This is a genomic window from Rhizobium croatiense, assembly GCF_019793465.1.
GTDB lineage: Bacteria > Pseudomonadota > Alphaproteobacteria > Rhizobiales > Rhizobiaceae > Rhizobium > Rhizobium croatiense.
This window is the reverse complement of record NZ_JAILYJ010000010.1, coordinates 94,879-111,607: the sequence shown is the minus strand read 5'-3', so window position 1 is coordinate 111,607 and position 16,729 is coordinate 94,879. Positions and strand designations below refer to the sequence as shown.

Below are 16,729 nucleotides of genomic sequence, written 5' to 3'. Positions count from 1 at the left end.
CTTTCTATCGAATGTTTCTTTCACGGAAATCGGCCCGACCGCAAGAGTGCAGCCGAATTTGCGCCGATCTTCCCCAACCTCCGGAGCCTTTCCTGGTAAGACAGGCTCTCACCCTCAAAGGCGGGCGAGCAGGGCCCTCCGCGTCTCCTCGTCGACGAAGGCCGCTTCGATTGCGGTGCGCGTCATGGCGTCGATCTCCGCATCGCCGAAGCCGAAAGCTTCAGCGGCAAGCGCATACTCCCGGTCGAGCGATGTATGAAAGAAAGGCGGATCATCCGAGCTGATCGTCACCTGCACGCCCGCTTCCTTCAGCCGGCGCAGCGGATGCGAAGCGAAATCGGGAAAGACCCGCAGTGCGATATTCGAACCGGGGCAGATCTCGAGCACGGTTCCGAGATCGGCAAGCCGCTTCACCAGATCGAGATCTTCGACGGCGCGCACGCCATGGCCGATGCGCGCAGGGCGCACGGCATCAAGTGCATCGGCGACGCTGAAGGCGCCACAAACCTCGCCGGCATGGATGGTGAGCCCCAGGCCGGCATCGCGGGCGATATCGAAGGCGCGGGCATAATCGGCCACGCGGCCCATGCGCTCTTCGCCGGCGAGATTGAAACCGGTGATCAACGGATTGCCGGCGTTGGCCGCATATTCGGCCGCACCGATCACGCTCTCCGGGCCGAAATGCCGCTCGCCGGTGACGATCAGCCGGGCCTCGATGCCGCTCCTTTCCCGAGCGCGGAGGATGCCTTCGCAGACACCTGCTATATAGGCATCGGCGCCGAGCCCGATGCGTTTGCCGTGATCGGGTGAGACGATGAGTTCGCTGTAGATCGTGTTGATGGCGGCCAGTTCATCGAGATAGGTTTCGGTCAGAAGCGCATAGTCCTCCTCGGTCTTGTAGACCTCCGAAACCTTGTCGTAGCATTCGAGGAAACTCGCGAAATCATGCCAGACATAGGCGCCGTCACGAAGCTGCCCACTGATGTCGATGCCGTATTTCCGCGCCTGCGCCTCAGTCAGGGCAGGGGGGGCCGCGCCCTCCAGGTGGCAGTGCAGCTCGACCTTCTTCAAATGCGATGTCACAGAAAACTCCTTCCTTGCGGTCCGGCCGGAATGCCGAGATGGCGCGCAATGCTTTCGCCGATATCGGCATAGGTGCGGCGCACCCCGATCGAACGCGACCGGATGCCGGGGCCATAGGCGATAACAGGCACGCGCTCGCGCGTGTGGTCAGTGCCGCGCCAGGTCGGATCACAGCCATGATCGGCGGTGAGCACGACGAGGTCGCCGGGCTTCAGCTTCTTGTGCACTTCCGGCAGGCGCGTATCGAAGGCTTCGAGGGCTGCGGCATAGCCCGGCACATCACGGCGATGGCCGTAATTCATGTCGAAATCGACGAAATTGGTGAAGACGAGATCGCCGTCGTTCGCCGCGTCGATTGTCGACAGAGACGCATCCATCAGCGCCTCGTTGCCTGTCGCCTTGATGACGCGCGAAACTCCCTGATGGGCGAAGATATCGCCGATCTTCCCGACCGCATGCACGTGCCGGCCGTTCTGGAGTAGCCTGTCCAGCAATGTCGGTTCAGGCGGCAGCACGGAGAAGTCGCGCCGGTTTCCGGTGCGCTGGAAGGTGGAAGCCGACTGGCCGATAAAGGGCCGGGCGATGACGCGGCCAATATTGTAGGGATCGACGAGGCCGCGGGCTATACGGCAGAAGGTGAGCAGGCGTTCAAGGCCGAAATGCGCTTCGTGCGCGGCGACCTGGAAGACTGAATCCGAAGAGGTATAGCAAATCGGCTTGCCGGTGCGGATATGCTCTTCGCCGAGCCGGGCGATGATTTCGGTTCCGGAAGCATGGCAGTTGCCGAGAATGCCGGGGACATCGCCGTCTCTGCACAAGGCCTCTATCAGTTCCGGCGGGAAGGCGTCGCCTTCCGTTGGGAAATATCCCCAATCGAAATTGACCGGGGTTCCCGCGATCTCCCAATGGCCCGAGGGGGTGTCCTTGCCGCGGGAGATTTCGTTGGCGGCGCCATAAACGCCGTAGACCTTTTCCGGGACGGGCATGCCGGCGGGAAAACGGCCGGAGGCGGACCGTGCGATGTGCATCAATCCCAGTTCCGACATATTGGGCAGGGAAAGCGGCCCGCAACGCAATCCGTCGCGATCGCCGGCTCCGGCTGCACAGAATTCGGCGATGTGACCGAGCGTATCGGCACCCTCGTCGCCATAGGCCGCCGCATCCGGCGCGCCGCCGACGCCGAAGGAATCCAGAACGAAAAGAAAGGCACGCGCCATGTTGCACCCGAGAGACCGATCACCCCTCCGGTAGGTCGGAAGCGGTTGAGGCCCAGGCATATAATGCCGCGCCCGGCTTGGCAAATTCGAGATGGGGGAGGTCAGCAGTCGCCGCAGGGGATCGAATCGCCCTGTCGCTGTCGGTAGAAATAACTGCGGCTGATGTTGATCGTGCGCACTCCATCCGGCATGAAATTCGGCGCGAACAGGAACATCGTATAGGGAATGCTGAGTTCGGTGCGGACGAGGAAGCTGTTGGCCGTCTTCATGTCCGAGGGCACGTCGCTGACCGCGGCGTTCTTGGCATAGGGCACGCTCCCGTCCTGCGCCCAGGACCAGAGCACCTTCGCATTGGCGCTGGCATCGACGGTTATCCCGGTGATCTTCAGCGTCAGCGAGGTCGAGTTGTAGGGCACGAAGGTCGCGGTTGCGACCGACCGCATCTCTGCAAGCGTGCTCTTCGTGACCGATTGCTGCTGGGTAACAAGATCGGCGATCGAACCGGCGGCCCGGGTCGCGCGCTTGGAGACGCTGAGACCGATCGTGATCTCGAAAGCGCCGATATAGAGCATGACCAGCACGGGAAAGAGGATCGCAAACTCGATCGCGCCGGCGCCCTTGCGCTCTCGGATCAGCCGCCGCGCCGTCAGTGCCAGTCTGGTGAACGGGTTGCGCAATGCCATTATGGATACTGCTCGTTCTGGAAGGCCGCGGTCGCGATGATCAGATATTGCGTCGGCATCGAACCGTCGGAAGGACGGATCGTCGTGATGTAGGGCCGGACCAGATCCGTGATGATTTCCCAGCGATAGTAGGCGCGCACCATGTTGATCGTGCCGGCGCCGCCGGGCGAATATTTGATAGCGGCCGTATTGATGTCGGAATATCTGTCGGTGGAGAGCTTGGGGATTGTCGTCGGAATTGCCGAGAAGGCGGCGAAGGTCTGCACATCCAGGTAAAGCTTGCTCGGCGTGGCGGCCTCGGTCGCCGAGCAACTGATCAGGATCGCGATCTCGCCGCAGAAGGCCTGCCGGAATTGCGTTTGAGTCATATCGGTCGTACGGCCGAGATTGTAGGTGATCTGCCCGGTCCGCATCCGGCGGCTCATCGTATCGACGGCATTGGAGACGAGTTCTTCGGCGGCGAAAGCGATGAAGGTTTCGAGGATCGCGAAGATCACGACGAAATAAGGAATGGCAAGCAGGGCGAATTCGATCGCCGCCGCGCCGTCGCGCGAGCGGGCGGCAGCGCGAAACTGGGAAAAACGGAACGGCGCGAAGGCGCGCTCCCCATCCGTCTTCTGATCAACTACCGTCATTGCCTGGACCCGAGCGACATCTACCTGCCACACTAGGGTCCGTTCGTTGATTTTCCGTTTCAGTCCGATACGATGATTTTAACGAATGGCGAAGATCGAGCCGGGCCGATCAGGGTGACGTGGTGCCGCCGGCCGCTTGCTGCGCGTGCTGCTCGCAGTTCGGCGTGCAGGACAGCACGGAGCGCTCCGTCTGCCGGTAGACGCGCACCGTATTGCCCTCATCGATCGACACCAGGATGCGCTCGTCGAGGATGGCGTTGCCGTCGGCGTCCAGCAGAACGAGATTGGTCGTGCCGAAGCTGCGTCCTGTCAGGACGATCGTCTTGGCATCGGCCACGGTCGCGTCGGCGACCTTGGCATTGCCGACGATCACCTTGCTGACGGGGCGGTCGAGCTTCAACACACGCGCGTGATCCATATAGACGCGCAGCATGTCATCGTCTGCGGCCGCGGAAACTCCCGAAACAGCGAAAACGGCGATCATGCCGGCAAAGAAGATGGTTTTGCCGCTCGATGACATTTGGTCCTCTTTCACGATCACAGCGCAATAGCGCATAGAATGGAAAAAAATGGTGAATGAAGCTTTAAACTCACCCAGTTGTTTCGAGGTGAGGCAGGATGATCCGATTTGGCACGCACTCCGAGCAACACACGTCCCAGTTGGGTGCGAAGCCGGCGCTATTTCCAGATGAAACCCGTCGTTAGCCCAGGAATATCGTTAAATATTGAGAGAAATGAATAAGGTAACACTTACCCTACAACGGCCCGTTATTGCCTTTACACCTCGTTAACTCTTTTTCTTAAGCCGATGGAAACGCCCATTCATTAGATTGCGGTCATCCGATCAACGGCAACAGTTGGCGGACGTGCTGAACATCAACTGGAGTTAGGAGTAACCATGACCAAGCTTTTTAGCCGTTTTCTGAAGGACGAATCCGGCGCGACCGCAATCGAATACGGCCTGATCGCCGCCCTCATTTCCGTCGCGCTCATCACCGGCGCAACGAGCCTCGGCGGCAAGATCGGCAACACCTTCAACGGCCTGAGCACCAAGATGGACGGCGCCACTTCGGCGGCCAACTAAGCGAGCTGCCGCAACGCGGCATCTCCCATTCTGGCCGGAACTGCTCTGGCTGGTCTATCGAGCGGGCTCACGCGCTGTACGGCCGTGAGCCTTTTCGTATCTTACGATGATCGGGTATGCGCATGATCGCAGCTGCAGTCTTTCTAATTCTGCCACTCTGCCTCGCCATGGCGGCCTTCTCGGATCTGTTCACCATGACGATCCCGAACCGCGTTTCCCTGATCCTTATCGTCTCGTTTCTCGTGCTCGCGCCGCTTTCCGGCCTGGGCCTAGAGGCAATCGGCATGCATCTTGCCGCTGCCGCTATCGTGCTTGCCGCCTGTTTTGCGCTTTTTGCATTCAATGTGATGGGCGGTGGAGACGCCAAGCTTCTGACCGCCACCGCGCTCTGGTTCGGCCTGAACCAATCCCTCGCCCTGCTGATGGCCGACGTCGCCATGATCGGCGGTCTCATCACCTTGCTCATCCTGCTGGTGAGGACCCAGTCGAACACCATTCTCGCCATCGGCCTGCCGGTCCCGAACTCGGTGCTGCTCGCCAAGAAGATCCCTTACGGCATCGCCATCGCGATCGGCGGCTTCATGGCCTTCCCGTCCTCTCCGATCTTCATCGCCGCGCTGGAAAGCCTGAAATAACGGCATTTTAAATGCTCGTTAACTTAAAATGTAAGCGTTCCATTAACCATAATTATACCAATTGCTGAGCATTCTGCAGGGCGAACATATCGTGCCTTGAGGAATGATCGATGAAACCGGCCCGCCTGATAATCCTAGCTGTCGCCCTGGTGGCAGCCGGCCTCGCCGGCTTCCTGGCGATGCAAATGGCCGGCAGTGGCAGTGTCGTCACCCAGGTCCAGTCGGTCATCGAGAAAGAACCCACCGTCAACATCCTCGTCTCGAGCGCCAATCTGCCGGTCGGCGCAAGGCTGGGCGACGACACGGTGCATTGGATGGCCTGGCCGAAGGACGGCGTCGTCCAGGGATTCATCACCGAAGCCGACAAGCCGGATGCGATCAAGGATCTGCAGGGCGCCGTCGTGCGTCTGCCGATCTTCGAAGGCGAGCCGATCCGGCCTGAAAAAGTCGCCGATTCCAGCAGCCGTATCCTGTCGTCGCTGTTACCGGCCGGCAAACGCGCCGTCGCGACCGAGATATCCGTGGCAACGGGCGCCGGCGGCTTCATCCTGCCGAACGACCGCGTCGACGTCATCATGGTCCGCAAGGGCACCGAGGCCAACAAGCTCATCACCGAAACGGTGCTCAGCAATGTCCGCGTTCTCGCCATCGACCAGCAGATCCAGGAAAAGGATGATGGCTCGAAGGCCGTGGTCGGCACCACTGCGACGCTTGAGCTCACGCCCGATCAAACCAAGGTTCTCGCCGTAGCCCAGCAGATGGCCGACCGGCTGTCGCTCGCGCTGCGCTCGGTCGCCGATGCACAGGAGCAGGATACCAGTGCCGCCGACTACCTGCTGAGCGGTGACAACGGCAGTGCGATCATTCAGGTCATCAAGTCGGGCTCCATCGTAACGGACGCCGGCGAAGCGCCGAAGCCGGAGTAAAGGGACGTGCAAATGGGCAATTCAACGCGGCGCGCCAAACTTCTCCTGACAGGTAGCCTTTCGTTTGCGATGAGCGTCACCGGCCTGGCGCCAGCCCCTTTCGGGCCGCTTCTCGCCCTCGATCAGGCGCGTGCCGATTCTGGAAACCTTATCCGCATCGCGCAGACCGGCCCCGACGCGCATCGTCGGCTGAAGCTCGGGCTGAACAAGGCCGTCGTCGTTGATCTGCCGGAGGATGCGCACGATATTCTCGTATCCGATCCGAGTATGGCCGATGCCGTCACCCGTACCTCGCGGCGCATCTATCTGTTCGGCAAGAAGGTCGGCCAGACGAATATTTTCGTCTTCGGCGCCGGCGGGCAGGAGATCATCAATCTCGATATCGAGATCGAACGCGACGTCTCCGGTCTCGAAGCCAATCTCCGCCGCTTCATTCCCGATTCCGCCATCAATGTCGAAATCGTCTCCGACAACATCGTCCTGACCGGTTCCGTGCGCACCCCGCAGGATGCCACGCAGGCCGCCGATCTCGCCCAGGTTTTCCTGAAGGGCGGCGAGGCGACGACGAGAACGGAGACGGCGTCCGGTACCGGCGGCGACAGCGCGGTGGCGCTCTTTGCCGAAGGCCGGCAGACTTCCCAGGTCGTTAACCTGCTGAAGATCGAGGGTGAGGACCAAGTCACCCTCAAGGTCACGATCGCCGAGGTCCGTCGTGAGGTCCTGAAGCAGCTCGGCTTTGATAACCTGGTTTCCAATTCCTCCGGCATGACGGTCGCCCAGCTCGGCACTCCCAGCGCCGACAGCGCGACGGCGACGGTTGGCGGCGGCCTGGCGGCTCTCTTCAAGAGCTCGATCGGCAAATACGATATCTCCACCTATCTCAACGCGCTGGAGCAGGCCAAGGTGGTCAGGACGCTTGCCGAGCCGACGCTGACGGCAATCTCCGGCCAGGCCGCGACCTTCAATTCCGGCGGCCAGCAGCTTTATTCGACGACCGACAGCGACGGCAATGTCACCGTCGTGCCGTTCAATTATGGTATCAACCTGGCCTTCAAACCGGTTGTGCTGTCGTCGGGCCGCATCAGCCTGGAGATCAAGACCAACGTCTCCGAACCGGTGGCCGGCAGTGGCAACGCCACCTATCAGCGCCGTTCGGCAGAGACCTCCGTGGAGCTGCCCTCGGGCGGCTCGATCGCGCTCGCCGGCCTCATCCGCGACAACGTCTCCCAGACGATGGGCGGCACGCCCGGCGTTTCGAAGATTCCGCTGCTCGGAACGCTGTTCCGTCAGAAGGGCTTCGAACGTCAGGAAACCGAGCTCGTCATCATCGCAACGCCCTATCTGGTGCGTCCGGTGGCGCGCAATCAGCTGAACCGGCCGGACGACAATTTCAGCCCCGAGAATGACGGTGCGACCTTCTTCCTCAACCGTGTCAACAAGGTCTATGGCCGCCGCGAAGCACCCGTCGCGGATGCACAGTTCCACGGCTCGATCGGGTTTATCTACAAATGAGTGGAGCGGGATCGGCAGCAATGGCACAGAACAGAGATCAGGCGATGGCCTTCATGACTTCGACGACACCCCGGCTCGCAATCTCCAAGGCGCTTTTCGTCACGGCCGCCGTTTCGGTGGCGATCCTTTCCGGATGCGCCGGCCCGCACGACCAGCTGACAACCGGCGGCATTCCGGATGATTACCGTGCCCGTCACCCGATCATCGTCACCGAGGCCGAGCAGACGGTGGATATTCCGGTTGCTTCCACCGATCGGCGCCTGACCATCGCCCAGCGCGATCTCATCCGCGGCTTTGCCGCAAACTATATCTCCCGCGCCTCGGGTCCGGTGTATGTATTGTCGCCGGAAGGCTCGCCGAATTCGGCAGCCGCCCATCAGCTGCGCAATCAGGTCCGCGCCGAGTTGGCGTCGAGAGGGATCGCGAGCTCGAAAATCATCAATACCTCCTATGCCGCCGCCGGTGCCGGCGATGCGGCGCCGATCCGCCTGAGCTTCACCGGCACGACCGCGATCACCACGCAGTGCGGTCAGTGGCCGAAGGACATCTCGAACGATTTCGCCAATCAGAATTACTATAATTTCGGCTGCGCCACGCAGAACAACCTCGCCGCCCAGGTCGCCAATCCGGAGGACCTGGTGGCGCCTCGCGGCATGACGCCGATCGACGCGCAGCGGCGCAACAATGCGATCCAGGAATACCGAACGACGACATCGACGATCGAGGATGTCGCCGGCAGCGACAGCAGCTTCTGAGGCGAGACGGGACGATGAGCGCCATCGAATACGAGATCAAGAACCCCAGCGAGCTTCGTCATGCCGAAGAGGCGGTGCGCATGGCGGATCTGGAGGCCATGCGGCCGCTGCCGCGCATTTCCGTTCACGCCTTCTGCGAGAGCGAGACCTTGCAGCAGGTCATGGAACGCTGCGCAAATGACCGGCGCATGGCGAAGGTGAGCCTGCGCATCACCAGCGGCGGCATCGCAGCGGCTGCCAATATGTTTTCCGGCGCGCCGACGCCGAACCTCATCATCCTCGAGACCAAGGCGAATGTCGGAAGCCTCCTTGCTGAGCTCGCCCCGCTCGCCGCGGTCTGCGATCCGACCACCAAGGTCGTCATCGTCGGCTACTATAACGATATCGGACTTTATCGCGAGCTGATCCGCAACGGCATTTCCGAATACATGGTCCAGCCCGTGGCCATGCCCGATATCCTTGCGGCGATGGCCTCGATCTTCGTCGATCCGGAAGCCGAGCCGCTCGGCCGCAGCATCGCCTTCATCGGCTCGAAGGGTGGCACCGGCGCTTCGACCATCGCCCATAATTGCGCTTTCGGCATTTCCAATCTCTTCTCCACCGAGACGATCCTCGCCGACCTCGACCTTCCCTATGGCACGGCGAATATCGACTTCGACCAGGATCCAGCCCAGGGCATCGCCGAGGCGGTCTTCGCGCCCGACCGTCTCGACGAGGTCTTCCTCGACCGCCTGCTGACGAAATGTTCCGAGCATCTGTCGCTGCTCGCCGCACCCTCGCTGCTCGACCGCGCCTATGATTTCGACGGCCAGGCCTTCCAGCCGGTGCTCGACGTCCTGCAGCGCAGCGCCCCCGTCACCGTGCTCGACGTTCCGCATGCATGGTCGGAATGGACCCGCTCGGTGCTGGCGAGCGTCGACGAGGTGGTCATCGCGGCGGTGCCCGATCTTGCCAACCTGCGCAACACCAAAAACATGCTGGATGCGCTGCGCAAGATGCGGCCGAATGACAAGCCGCCGCATCTCATCCTCAATCAGGTCGGCATGCCGAAACGTCCCGAGATCTCGCCGTCGGATTTCTGTGAGCCGCTGGAGATTGATCCGATCGCGATCATCCCCTTCGACATCAACCTCTTCGGCAACGCGGCCAACAGCGGCCGGATGATCTCGGAAGTCGATCCCAGGTCGCCGACGGCTGAGACCTTTTCGCAGATATCGCACATCGTCACCGGCCGGGTCGCGATCAGGAAGGCGAAGAAGGGCGGCCTGCTGGGCCTCCTGAAGCGCAAGTAAACGATGAGCAATTCCAGCAAAAGTGTGAAGCGGTTTTGCCAGGCAAATCGCGAAGCGCTTTTGCCGGGAATTGCGTGAAAACAAAAAGATAGCGCATTTCCGTGACTCGGAGAAAACGGAAATGCTCTAGAACGAGCAGATTGGATCGAGGGCATGTTTGGAAAACGCGGAAACGAAGGTTTCGGAAAGGCTGGGGGTGCGATCGCTCCTCCGCCGCCGGCTCCGGCTGCGCCTGCACCCGTGGCTTCCTCTCCCTCCATTCTGGTCGAACCCTCGAGCGAGAACCAGCGCCAGCAGGTGACGCCGCCGCCGATGCAGGCGCCGCAGCGTAAGCGCCCCGTTCGCACCGACGAATATTACGACACCAAACAGCAGGTCTTTTCTGCACTGATCGACACGATCGATCTCTCGCAGCTTTCCAAGCTCGACGGCGAAAGCGCGCGCGAGGAAATCCGCGACATCGTCAACGACATCATCACCATCAAGAATTTCGCGATGTCGATCTCCGAGCAGGAAGAACTGCTCGAAGATATCTGCAACGACGTCCTCGGCTACGGTCCGCTGGAGCCGCTGCTGGCGCGCGACGACATCGCCGACATCATGGTCAATGGCGCCGGCCAGACCTTCATCGAAGTCGGCGGCAAGACGATCGAATCGGAAATCCGTTTTCGTGACAATGCTCAGCTTCTTTCCATCTGCCAGCGCATTGTCAGCCAGGTCGGCCGCCGCGTCGATGAATCGAGCCCGATCTGCGATGCGCGCCTGCCCGATGGCTCGCGCGTCAACGTCATCGCGCCGCCGCTGTCGATCGACGGGCCGGCGCTCACCATCCGCAAGTTCAAGAAGGACAAGCTGACGCTCGATCAGCTCGTCCGTTTCGGCGCGATCACCCCGGAAGGCGCGACCGTGCTGCAGATCATCGGGCGGGTGCGCTGCAACGTCATCATTTCAGGCGGCACGGGCTCGGGCAAGACGACGCTTCTGAATTGCCTCACCAATTATATCGACCGCGACGAGCGCGTCATCACCTGCGAGGATACGGCCGAACTGCAGCTGCAGCAGCCGCATGTCGTGCGGCTCGAAACGCGCCCGCCGAATATCGAAGGCGAGGGCGAGATCACTATGCGCGATCTCGTCAAGAACTGCCTGCGTATGCGTCCCGAGCGCATCATCGTCGGCGAAGTGCGCGGACCCGAGGTTTTCGACCTGCTGCAGGCGATGAACACCGGCCACGACGGCTCAATGGGCACGATCCACGCCAACACCCCGCGCGAATGCCTGAGCCGTATCGAATCGATGATCGCCATGGGCGGCTTCACGCTGCCGGCAAAGACGGTGCGCGAGATCATCTCCACCTCGGTCGACGTCATCATCCAGGCGGCGCGCCTTCGTGACGGTTCGCGCCGCATCACCCAGATCACCGAGGTGATCGGCATGGAAGGCGACGTCATCATCACCCAGGATCTGATGCGCTACGAGATCGAAGGCGAAGACGCGGGCGGCCGATTGATCGGCCGGCACATGTCGACCGGCGTCGGAAAACCGCATTTCTGGGATCGGGCTCGTTACTTCAACGAGGAAAAGCGCCTGGCCGCCGCCCTCGACGCGATGGAAGCGAAAACCAAGGATTAGGCTGATGTTCGGGTTCGATCCGGTAGTCCTGGCAATCGTCGTCCTCGCCGCAGTTTCCGCGGCGGCGGTCGCCTATGCCCTGATGTTTTCCCGGATCGAGACCGACAAGAAATCGGCAAGCCGCATCAATCGTGTGAAATCGGCAGAGGTCGACCGGGTCAAGGTCAAGGCTGCCCGCGACCGCGTGCAGGAACTGTCGAAGCGGCGCAAATCGGTGCAGGACAATCTGAAGGATCTGGAAAAGCGTCAGAACGAAAAGACCAAGAAGACCCTGTCGATCAAATCGCGTCTGGTGCAGGCCGGCCTGACGGTCAGCCTGTCGCAGTTCTATCTCTTCAGCGCCGTCTTCGCCTCGGTTCTGCTGCTTGTGGCTTTCGTCCTCGGCGCATCCCTGCTGGTCATGGCCGGCATTGCCGTCGTTGCCGGTCTCGGCCTGCCGCGCTGGGTTCTCGGCTTCCTGATCAAGCGCCGCCAGACCAAATTCCTCAACGAGCTCCCCAATGCGCTCGACGTCATTACCCGCTCGATCAAGTCAGGTCTGCCGCTCAACGATGCGATCCGGCTGATCGGAACCGAAGGCACCGAGCCGGTCAAGAGCGAGTTCCGGCGGGTCATCGAGGCGCAGCAGGTGGGCCTCAGCATTCCCGACGCCTGCGCCCGCATGACGCTCCACATGCCGCTCCAGGAAGTCAACTTCTTCGCGATCGTCATCGCCATCCAGTCGCAGGCGGGCGGCAATCTGTCGGAAGCGATCGGCAACCTCTCCAAGGTGCTACGCGAGCGCCGGAAGATGAAGGCCAAGGTGTCGGCGCTGTCGATGGAAGCCAAGGCGTCGGCCGTCATCATCGGCGCGCTGCCCTTCATCGTCGCGACTCTCGTCTACCTCACCTCGCCGAACTACATGATGATCCTTTTTACCGATCCGCGCGGTCATTTTATCATGGGTGTCTCAGCGATCTGGATGTCGATCGGCATCTTCGTCATGCGCAACATGGTCAATTTTGACATCTAGCGGAAGGAAGCACCATGTCGCAGGACCTCGCCGCAACGTTGACCAATCCGGGCATGCTGATCGCCATCTTTGTCGCGATCGCCGTCTTCGCCACTTTCTACACGATCGCCATCCCCTTTTTCGAGCGCGGCGATCTCACCAAGCGCATGAAGGCTGTTTCGACCGAGCGCGAGCAGATCCGCGCCCGCGAACGCGCCCGCATGAATACCGACCCGGCCGCCGGCAAGGCGTCGCTCCGCAGCCAGAACAATCGCTCGGTCCGCCAGATCGTCGAGCGGTTCAACCTGCGCCAGGCGTTGGTCGACGAAAATACGGTCAACAAGCTGCGTGCCGCCGGGTTCCGCTCGGAGAATGCGCTGAATACCTTCCTCGTCGCGCGCTTCCTGCTGCCCTTTCTCTTTCTGGCGCTTGCCGCTTTCTGGGTCTTCGGCCTCGGCAACCTCGCCGAAAGGGGCATGCCCATCCGCCTCTTCGCCGTCATCGGCATCGGCTATCTCGGCTTCTACGCACCGAACATCTATATCTCCAACCGCATGGGGAAGCGCCAGCATTCAATCAAGCGCGCTTGGCCGGATGCGCTGGACCTGATGCTGATCTGCGTCGAATCCGGCATCTCGATCGAGGCGGCGATGCGTCGCGTGTCGGAGGAACTTGGCGAGCAGTCGCCGCCGCTCGCCGAGGAAATGGTCCTGACGACGGCAGAGCTTTCCTTCCTGCCGGATCGCCGGGTGGCGCTGGAAAACCTTGCCACGCGCACCCAGATCGAACTGGTGCGGTCGGTCACCCAGGCGCTGATCCAGGCCGATCGCTACGGCACGCCGGTCGCCCAAGCGCTGCGCGTTCTCGCTCAGGAAGGGCGCGACGAGCGCATGAACGAAGCGGAAAAGAAGGCGGCCGCCCTGCCGCCGAAGCTGACGGTGCCGATGATCCTGTTCTTCCTGCCGGTACTGATTGCCGTCATTCTCGGCCCGGCCGGCATCCAGGTGGCGGACAAGTTCTGACGGGCGCGCAGACGATATGTCGTCCGTGCCGGTGACGGGCGCCGGCATAGCTGTTAAATGGGATGACGATGACCAGCTGGCGCGGAGGCCGTGTCTCTCTGACGCCTTCCATCCCGAAAGCGAGGTTCCGATGTCTTCTCAGGGCATTTTCATCAGCATCATGGCAGCCCTGGTGGTCGGCGCCATGAGCCCCGGTCCGAGCTTCGTCATCGTCTCCAGGATCGCCATTTCACGGTCACGGCTGGACGGACTTGCGGCCGCGCTGGGCATGGGCGCCGGTGGTGTGGTGTTTGCCGTGCTGGCGCTCGCCGGGCTGACGGCGCTGCTATCTCAGTTCGAATGGCTCTATATCCTGCTGATGGTCGCAGGCGGCGCCTATCTTGTCTATATCGCCATCAATATCTGGAAAGGCGCCGGTCGGCCGCTCGAGGTTTCCGACGCCGTCCATGACCGCCGCGCGCCGATGCGCAGCTTCACGACCGCGCTGCTGACCCAGCTCAGCAACCCGAAGACCATCATCGTCTATGCCAGCCTGTTTGCCGCGCTTTTACCGAGGACGGTGCCGCTCGATCTCATCTTCGCGCTGCCGCTCGGTGTCTTTGCGGTGGAGGCGGGCTGGTATTCGATCGTGGCGCTCGCTTTTTCGGCCCGCCATCCGCGGCGGCTCTATCTCCATGCCAAGGGGTGGATCGACCGGGCCGCCGGCGCCGTCATGGGTGGCCTCGGTCTCCGTCTCATCCTTTCGGGCCTCAGCGTCCGCTGAACACGGTTTAGTTGGTGTTGCTGCCGTCCGCCGCGCCCGGCGTCTTGTCCTTGGCGGCGAGCTTCTGCCAGGAATTCTGCTGCGAGAGCATCCCCCTGAGATAGGCGACATTGGCATCGGCCTGTTGCGGCGAAAGTTCGCGCCGCGCGATCTGCTCGGCTTCCGGGAAACGTCCCTGCAGGCCGACGACGAGGGCAAGGTTCTGCCTGACGCGGCTGTCGGCGTTTGGTTGGCCGGCGGCCGAGCGCAGATAGGTTTCGGCGGTGCGCAGGTCGCCGGTCAGCACGTAGGACATTCCGAGATTGGAAAGGATAGAAGGTTCGTTCGGCTGAATGTCGAGCGCGTCGCGGTAGCGCTGCCTGGCCTCGCTTGCCCGGCCCATCTGATCAAGGATCGCGCCCTGGGCCGAGATCAGCCTCCAGTCTGGACGATCCGGTGTCTGGGCCCGGCCGATGGTGTCGAGCGCCTGCTGGAACTGTCCAGCTGCCGCTTGCGCCTTGCCATAGGCGGCCAGCACGTTTCGGTCGCCGGGATTGGCGATCGCCACCTGCTGCATGACGGCGAGCGCCTGCGCGTCACGGCCGTTCATGCGCAGCAGATTGGCATAGTTGACGCCGGTGACGGGATCGCGCGGGTTCTTGTCATAGGCCTGGCCGAGCCGATCCGTTGCCGAGCGCAGCTCGGTCGCGTCCATCTCTTCGACCGGCTTGGTGAGTTTCGGCACCGAGCCTGTCGTCATCCGGTCCTTGGTCGTCGAGCAGCCAGCCAGCGCAAGGACGATCAGCGACGCCGCGACGCCCTGCAGGAAGCGATTGGTGGATATGGTGGTGAGCGAGGCAGGCATGACGCGTTCCTGATTCCGAAATCGGCGCCTGACCTCGAACGCGGAACAGGGAAAGGTTTGACGCAATCTTCGCTCCAGCAATAGTCTGTTAACCCTAACAGACCGTTAAGGAGTGATTCCTGACGACCGCCGAAGGACAATCATGGCCCCCTATCAGTTCATCGAAAGACCGACCCCCTTCAACACGAAGGGCGGTTCGACGCTGCCGATCTTTGCCGTCACACCCGCCCACATCGAGACCGGCACAATCGATCCGATCGCCCTCGACTGGGCGAAAAAGGCAGGGTTCAAGGCAGAGAGCGGATCGCTGCTGCTGATCCCGACCGCCGAAGGCCATCTCGGCGGCGCGCTTTTCGGCCTCGGCACCAATCCGTCCGAACAGCCCTACATCGCCGGTAGACTCGCGCGTGCGCTGCCGGCCGGCGACTGGCACATCGAGACCGCGCCGCTGACGGCAAATCGCCTGGCCCTCGGCTTCGGGCTCGGCAGCTACCGTTTCGACCGCTATAAATCGGAAAAATCTCCCGCCGCGACAATGCTCATTCCGAGCGATGCCGACGGCGCCGACATCAAGCGCCAGCTCGCCGGCGTCTTTCTCGCCCGCGATCTCATCAATACGCCGACGAACGACATGGGGCCGGACCAGCTCGAGGCGGCTTTCCGCGGCCTGGCTCAGCATTACAAGGCTGATGTATCGGTTATAACAGGTGACGCGCTGCTTGAGAAAAACTTCCCGCTCGTCCATACCGTCGGCCGCGCCAGCGCCGATGCGCCGCGCCTTCTCGAACTGCGCTGGGGCAAGAAGGGCCATCGCAAGGTGACGCTCGTCGGCAAGGGCGTCTGCTTCGATACCGGCGGTCTCGACATCAAGCCGGCTGCCTCGATGCTCCTGATGAAGAAGGACATGGGCGGCGCCGCCAACGTCATGGGGCTCGCCCTGATGATCATGGACGCGAAGCTGAAGGTCGATCTGCGTGTCATCGTCCCGGTCGTCGAAAACGCGATCTCCTCCAACGCCTTCCGCCCAGGCGACATTTATCGCAGCCGCAAGGGCCTCACCGTCCAGATCGACAATACCGACGCCGAAGGCCGCCTGATCCTGGCCGATGCGCTCGCCTATGCCGACGAGGAGGAGCCCGAGCTCTTGATCGACATGGCGACGCTGACCGGTGCCGCTCGCGTTGCGCTGGGTCCGGATCTTCCGCCCTTCTTCACCGACGACGCCAATCTGGCGCATGACCTGACCGAAGCGAGCCTGGAAACGGACGATCCGATCTGGCGCCTGCCGCTCTATCCCGGCTACGAAAAAGATATCCGCGCCAAATTCGCCGATCTCACCAACGCGCCGGCCGGCGGCATGGCGGGATCGATCACCGCCGCGCTCTTCCTCAAGCGTTTCGTCAGCAAGACGAAGAGCTGGGCGCATTTCGATATTTACGGCTGGGCCCAGTCTGAACGGCCGCATTCGCCGGGGGGCGGCGAAGCCCAGGCGATCCGCGCGCTCTTTCATCATATCCGCACGGGCATGCGCTGAAGCAGGCCGGCCGAAGCAGCCCCCGCGGCGTTGGGCAGAGGGCGATCGTTAAAATTTTATTCACCCTGCCGGACGGCAATTGCCGGCCGCCCTTGCATGTGTATGGCAACTGCCGGAAAAT

General features: G+C 62.0%; 17 protein-coding genes. 11 read left to right on the top strand and 6 right to left on the bottom strand.

Features of this window, described 5'->3' with window-relative positions; genetic code table 11:
• Positions 1 to 114: 114 nt before the first annotated feature.
• The 5 genes from K6M89_RS17575 to K6M89_RS17555 all read right to left on the bottom strand — a co-directional run bounded on the left by K6M89_RS17575 (position 115) and on the right by K6M89_RS17555 (position 4,138).
• On the bottom strand, positions 115 to 1,083 hold the full coding sequence (locus tag K6M89_RS17575; RefSeq protein ID WP_222140318.1) for an adenosine deaminase: 969 nt from the start codon (positions 1,081 to 1,083) through the stop codon (positions 115 to 117).
• Positions 1,080 to 2,300 (bottom strand): phosphopentomutase, encoded by a 1,221-nt coding sequence (locus K6M89_RS17570; protein WP_222140317.1) that lies wholly within the window; start codon positions 2,298 to 2,300, stop codon positions 1,080 to 1,082. The genes K6M89_RS17575 and K6M89_RS17570 overlap by 4 nt, the downstream gene beginning before the upstream one ends.
• 101 nt (positions 2,301 to 2,401) lie before the next feature.
• Positions 2,402 to 2,983, bottom strand: a complete 582-nt coding sequence (locus tag K6M89_RS17565) for a TadE/TadG family type IV pilus assembly protein (protein WP_222140316.1) — start codon at positions 2,981 to 2,983, stop codon at positions 2,402 to 2,404.
• On the bottom strand, positions 2,983 to 3,618 hold the full coding sequence (locus K6M89_RS17560; protein ID WP_097581358.1) for a TadE/TadG family type IV pilus assembly protein: 636 nt from the start codon (positions 3,616 to 3,618) through the stop codon (positions 2,983 to 2,985). The genes K6M89_RS17565 and K6M89_RS17560 overlap by 1 nt, the downstream gene beginning before the upstream one ends.
• Positions 3,619 to 3,727: 109 nt before the next feature.
• Entirely contained in the window at positions 3,728 to 4,138 is a 411-nt protein-coding gene (locus K6M89_RS17555) for a pilus assembly protein N-terminal domain-containing protein (protein ID WP_183842545.1), read from the bottom strand.
• 378 nt (positions 4,139 to 4,516) lie between these two features.
• Between K6M89_RS17555 and K6M89_RS17550 the strand changes: the two genes are divergently transcribed.
• From K6M89_RS17550 to K6M89_RS17505, 10 genes are all read left to right on the top strand, one after another.
• Entirely contained in the window at positions 4,517 to 4,702 is a 186-nt protein-coding gene (locus K6M89_RS17550; protein WP_064681527.1) for a Flp family type IVb pilin, read from the top strand.
• Positions 4,703 to 4,824: 122 nt separating this feature from the next.
• Positions 4,825 to 5,337 (top strand): A24 family peptidase, encoded by a 513-nt coding sequence (locus tag K6M89_RS17545; RefSeq protein WP_222140315.1) that lies wholly within the window; start codon positions 4,825 to 4,827, stop codon positions 5,335 to 5,337.
• 110 nt (positions 5,338 to 5,447) lie between these two features.
• Positions 5,448 to 6,263 carry a Flp pilus assembly protein CpaB gene (gene cpaB / locus K6M89_RS17540; RefSeq protein WP_097581339.1) on the top strand — a complete coding sequence of 272 codons (816 nt, stop codon included), beginning with the start codon at positions 5,448 to 5,450 and terminating at the stop codon, positions 6,261 to 6,263.
• Between the two features lie 12 nt (positions 6,264 to 6,275).
• On the top strand, positions 6,276 to 7,775 hold the full coding sequence (locus K6M89_RS17535) for a type II and III secretion system protein family protein (RefSeq protein WP_222140314.1): 1,500 nt from the start codon (positions 6,276 to 6,278) through the stop codon (positions 7,773 to 7,775).
• The gene (locus K6M89_RS17530; protein ID WP_097581341.1) at positions 7,772 to 8,530 is read left to right on the top strand and encodes a CpaD family pilus assembly protein; all 759 of its coding nucleotides are present in this window, start codon (positions 7,772 to 7,774) and stop codon (positions 8,528 to 8,530) included. Before K6M89_RS17535 ends, K6M89_RS17530 begins: the two co-directional genes overlap by 4 nt.
• 14 nt (positions 8,531 to 8,544) lie before the next feature.
• Positions 8,545 to 9,822 carry a CpaE/TadZ family protein gene (locus tag K6M89_RS17525; RefSeq protein WP_222140313.1) on the top strand — a complete coding sequence of 426 codons (1,278 nt, stop codon included), beginning with the start codon at positions 8,545 to 8,547 and terminating at the stop codon, positions 9,820 to 9,822.
• A gap of 153 nt (positions 9,823 to 9,975) precedes the next feature.
• Positions 9,976 to 11,454, top strand: a complete 1,479-nt coding sequence (locus K6M89_RS17520; protein WP_222140312.1) for a TadA family conjugal transfer-associated ATPase — start codon at positions 9,976 to 9,978, stop codon at positions 11,452 to 11,454.
• Between the two features lie 4 nt (positions 11,455 to 11,458).
• The gene (locus tag K6M89_RS17515; RefSeq protein ID WP_222140311.1) at positions 11,459 to 12,466 is read left to right on the top strand and encodes a type II secretion system F family protein; all 1,008 of its coding nucleotides are present in this window, start codon (positions 11,459 to 11,461) and stop codon (positions 12,464 to 12,466) included.
• A 14-nt stretch (positions 12,467 to 12,480) separates the two neighbouring features.
• On the top strand, positions 12,481 to 13,467 hold the full coding sequence (locus K6M89_RS17510) for a type II secretion system F family protein (RefSeq protein WP_064681520.1): 987 nt from the start codon (positions 12,481 to 12,483) through the stop codon (positions 13,465 to 13,467).
• A gap of 130 nt (positions 13,468 to 13,597) precedes the next feature.
• Positions 13,598 to 14,230 carry a LysE family translocator gene (locus K6M89_RS17505; RefSeq protein ID WP_222140310.1) on the top strand — a complete coding sequence of 211 codons (633 nt, stop codon included), beginning with the start codon at positions 13,598 to 13,600 and terminating at the stop codon, positions 14,228 to 14,230.
• 7 nt (positions 14,231 to 14,237) lie between these two features.
• Here the strand turns inward: K6M89_RS17505 and K6M89_RS17500 are convergent, their stop codons facing one another.
• Positions 14,238 to 15,074, bottom strand: a complete 837-nt coding sequence (locus tag K6M89_RS17500) for a tetratricopeptide repeat protein (protein WP_097581347.1) — start codon at positions 15,072 to 15,074, stop codon at positions 14,238 to 14,240.
• Between the two features lie 142 nt (positions 15,075 to 15,216).
• Here K6M89_RS17500 and K6M89_RS17495 point away from each other — a divergent pair, with 142 nt between their 5' ends.
• The gene (locus K6M89_RS17495) at positions 15,217 to 16,608 is read left to right on the top strand and encodes a leucyl aminopeptidase family protein (protein WP_222140309.1); all 1,392 of its coding nucleotides are present in this window, start codon (positions 15,217 to 15,219) and stop codon (positions 16,606 to 16,608) included.
• The last annotated feature ends 121 nt before the right edge of the window (positions 16,609 to 16,729 follow it).

Coding starts and splice junctions, on each gene's coding strand:
- K6M89_RS17570 (WP_222140317.1), bottom strand. CDS start 2,300: ATGGCGCGTGCCTTTCTTTTCGTTCTGGATTCCTTCGGCGTCGGCGGC.
- K6M89_RS17565 (WP_222140316.1), bottom strand. CDS start 2,983: ATGGCATTGCGCAACCCGTTCACCAGACTGGCACTGACGGCGCGGCGG.
- K6M89_RS17560 (WP_097581358.1), bottom strand. CDS start 3,618: ATGACGGTAGTTGATCAGAAGACGGATGGGGAGCGCGCCTTCGCGCCG.
- K6M89_RS17555 (WP_183842545.1), bottom strand. CDS start 4,138: ATGTCATCGAGCGGCAAAACCATCTTCTTTGCCGGCATGATCGCCGTT.
- K6M89_RS17550 (WP_064681527.1), top strand. CDS start 4,517: ATGACCAAGCTTTTTAGCCGTTTTCTGAAGGACGAATCCGGCGCGACC.
- K6M89_RS17545 (WP_222140315.1), top strand. CDS start 4,825: ATGATCGCAGCTGCAGTCTTTCTAATTCTGCCACTCTGCCTCGCCATG.
- cpaB (WP_097581339.1), top strand. CDS start 5,448: ATGAAACCGGCCCGCCTGATAATCCTAGCTGTCGCCCTGGTGGCAGCC.
- K6M89_RS17535 (WP_222140314.1), top strand. CDS start 6,276: ATGGGCAATTCAACGCGGCGCGCCAAACTTCTCCTGACAGGTAGCCTT.
- K6M89_RS17530 (WP_097581341.1), top strand. CDS start 7,772: ATGAGTGGAGCGGGATCGGCAGCAATGGCACAGAACAGAGATCAGGCG.
- K6M89_RS17525 (WP_222140313.1), top strand. CDS start 8,545: ATGAGCGCCATCGAATACGAGATCAAGAACCCCAGCGAGCTTCGTCAT.
- K6M89_RS17520 (WP_222140312.1), top strand. CDS start 9,976: ATGTTTGGAAAACGCGGAAACGAAGGTTTCGGAAAGGCTGGGGGTGCG.
- K6M89_RS17515 (WP_222140311.1), top strand. CDS start 11,459: ATGTTCGGGTTCGATCCGGTAGTCCTGGCAATCGTCGTCCTCGCCGCA.
- K6M89_RS17510 (WP_064681520.1), top strand. CDS start 12,481: ATGTCGCAGGACCTCGCCGCAACGTTGACCAATCCGGGCATGCTGATC.
- K6M89_RS17505 (WP_222140310.1), top strand. CDS start 13,598: ATGTCTTCTCAGGGCATTTTCATCAGCATCATGGCAGCCCTGGTGGTC.
- K6M89_RS17500 (WP_097581347.1), bottom strand. CDS start 15,074: ATGCCTGCCTCGCTCACCACCATATCCACCAATCGCTTCCTGCAGGGC.
- K6M89_RS17495 (WP_222140309.1), top strand. CDS start 15,217: ATGGCCCCCTATCAGTTCATCGAAAGACCGACCCCCTTCAACACGAAG.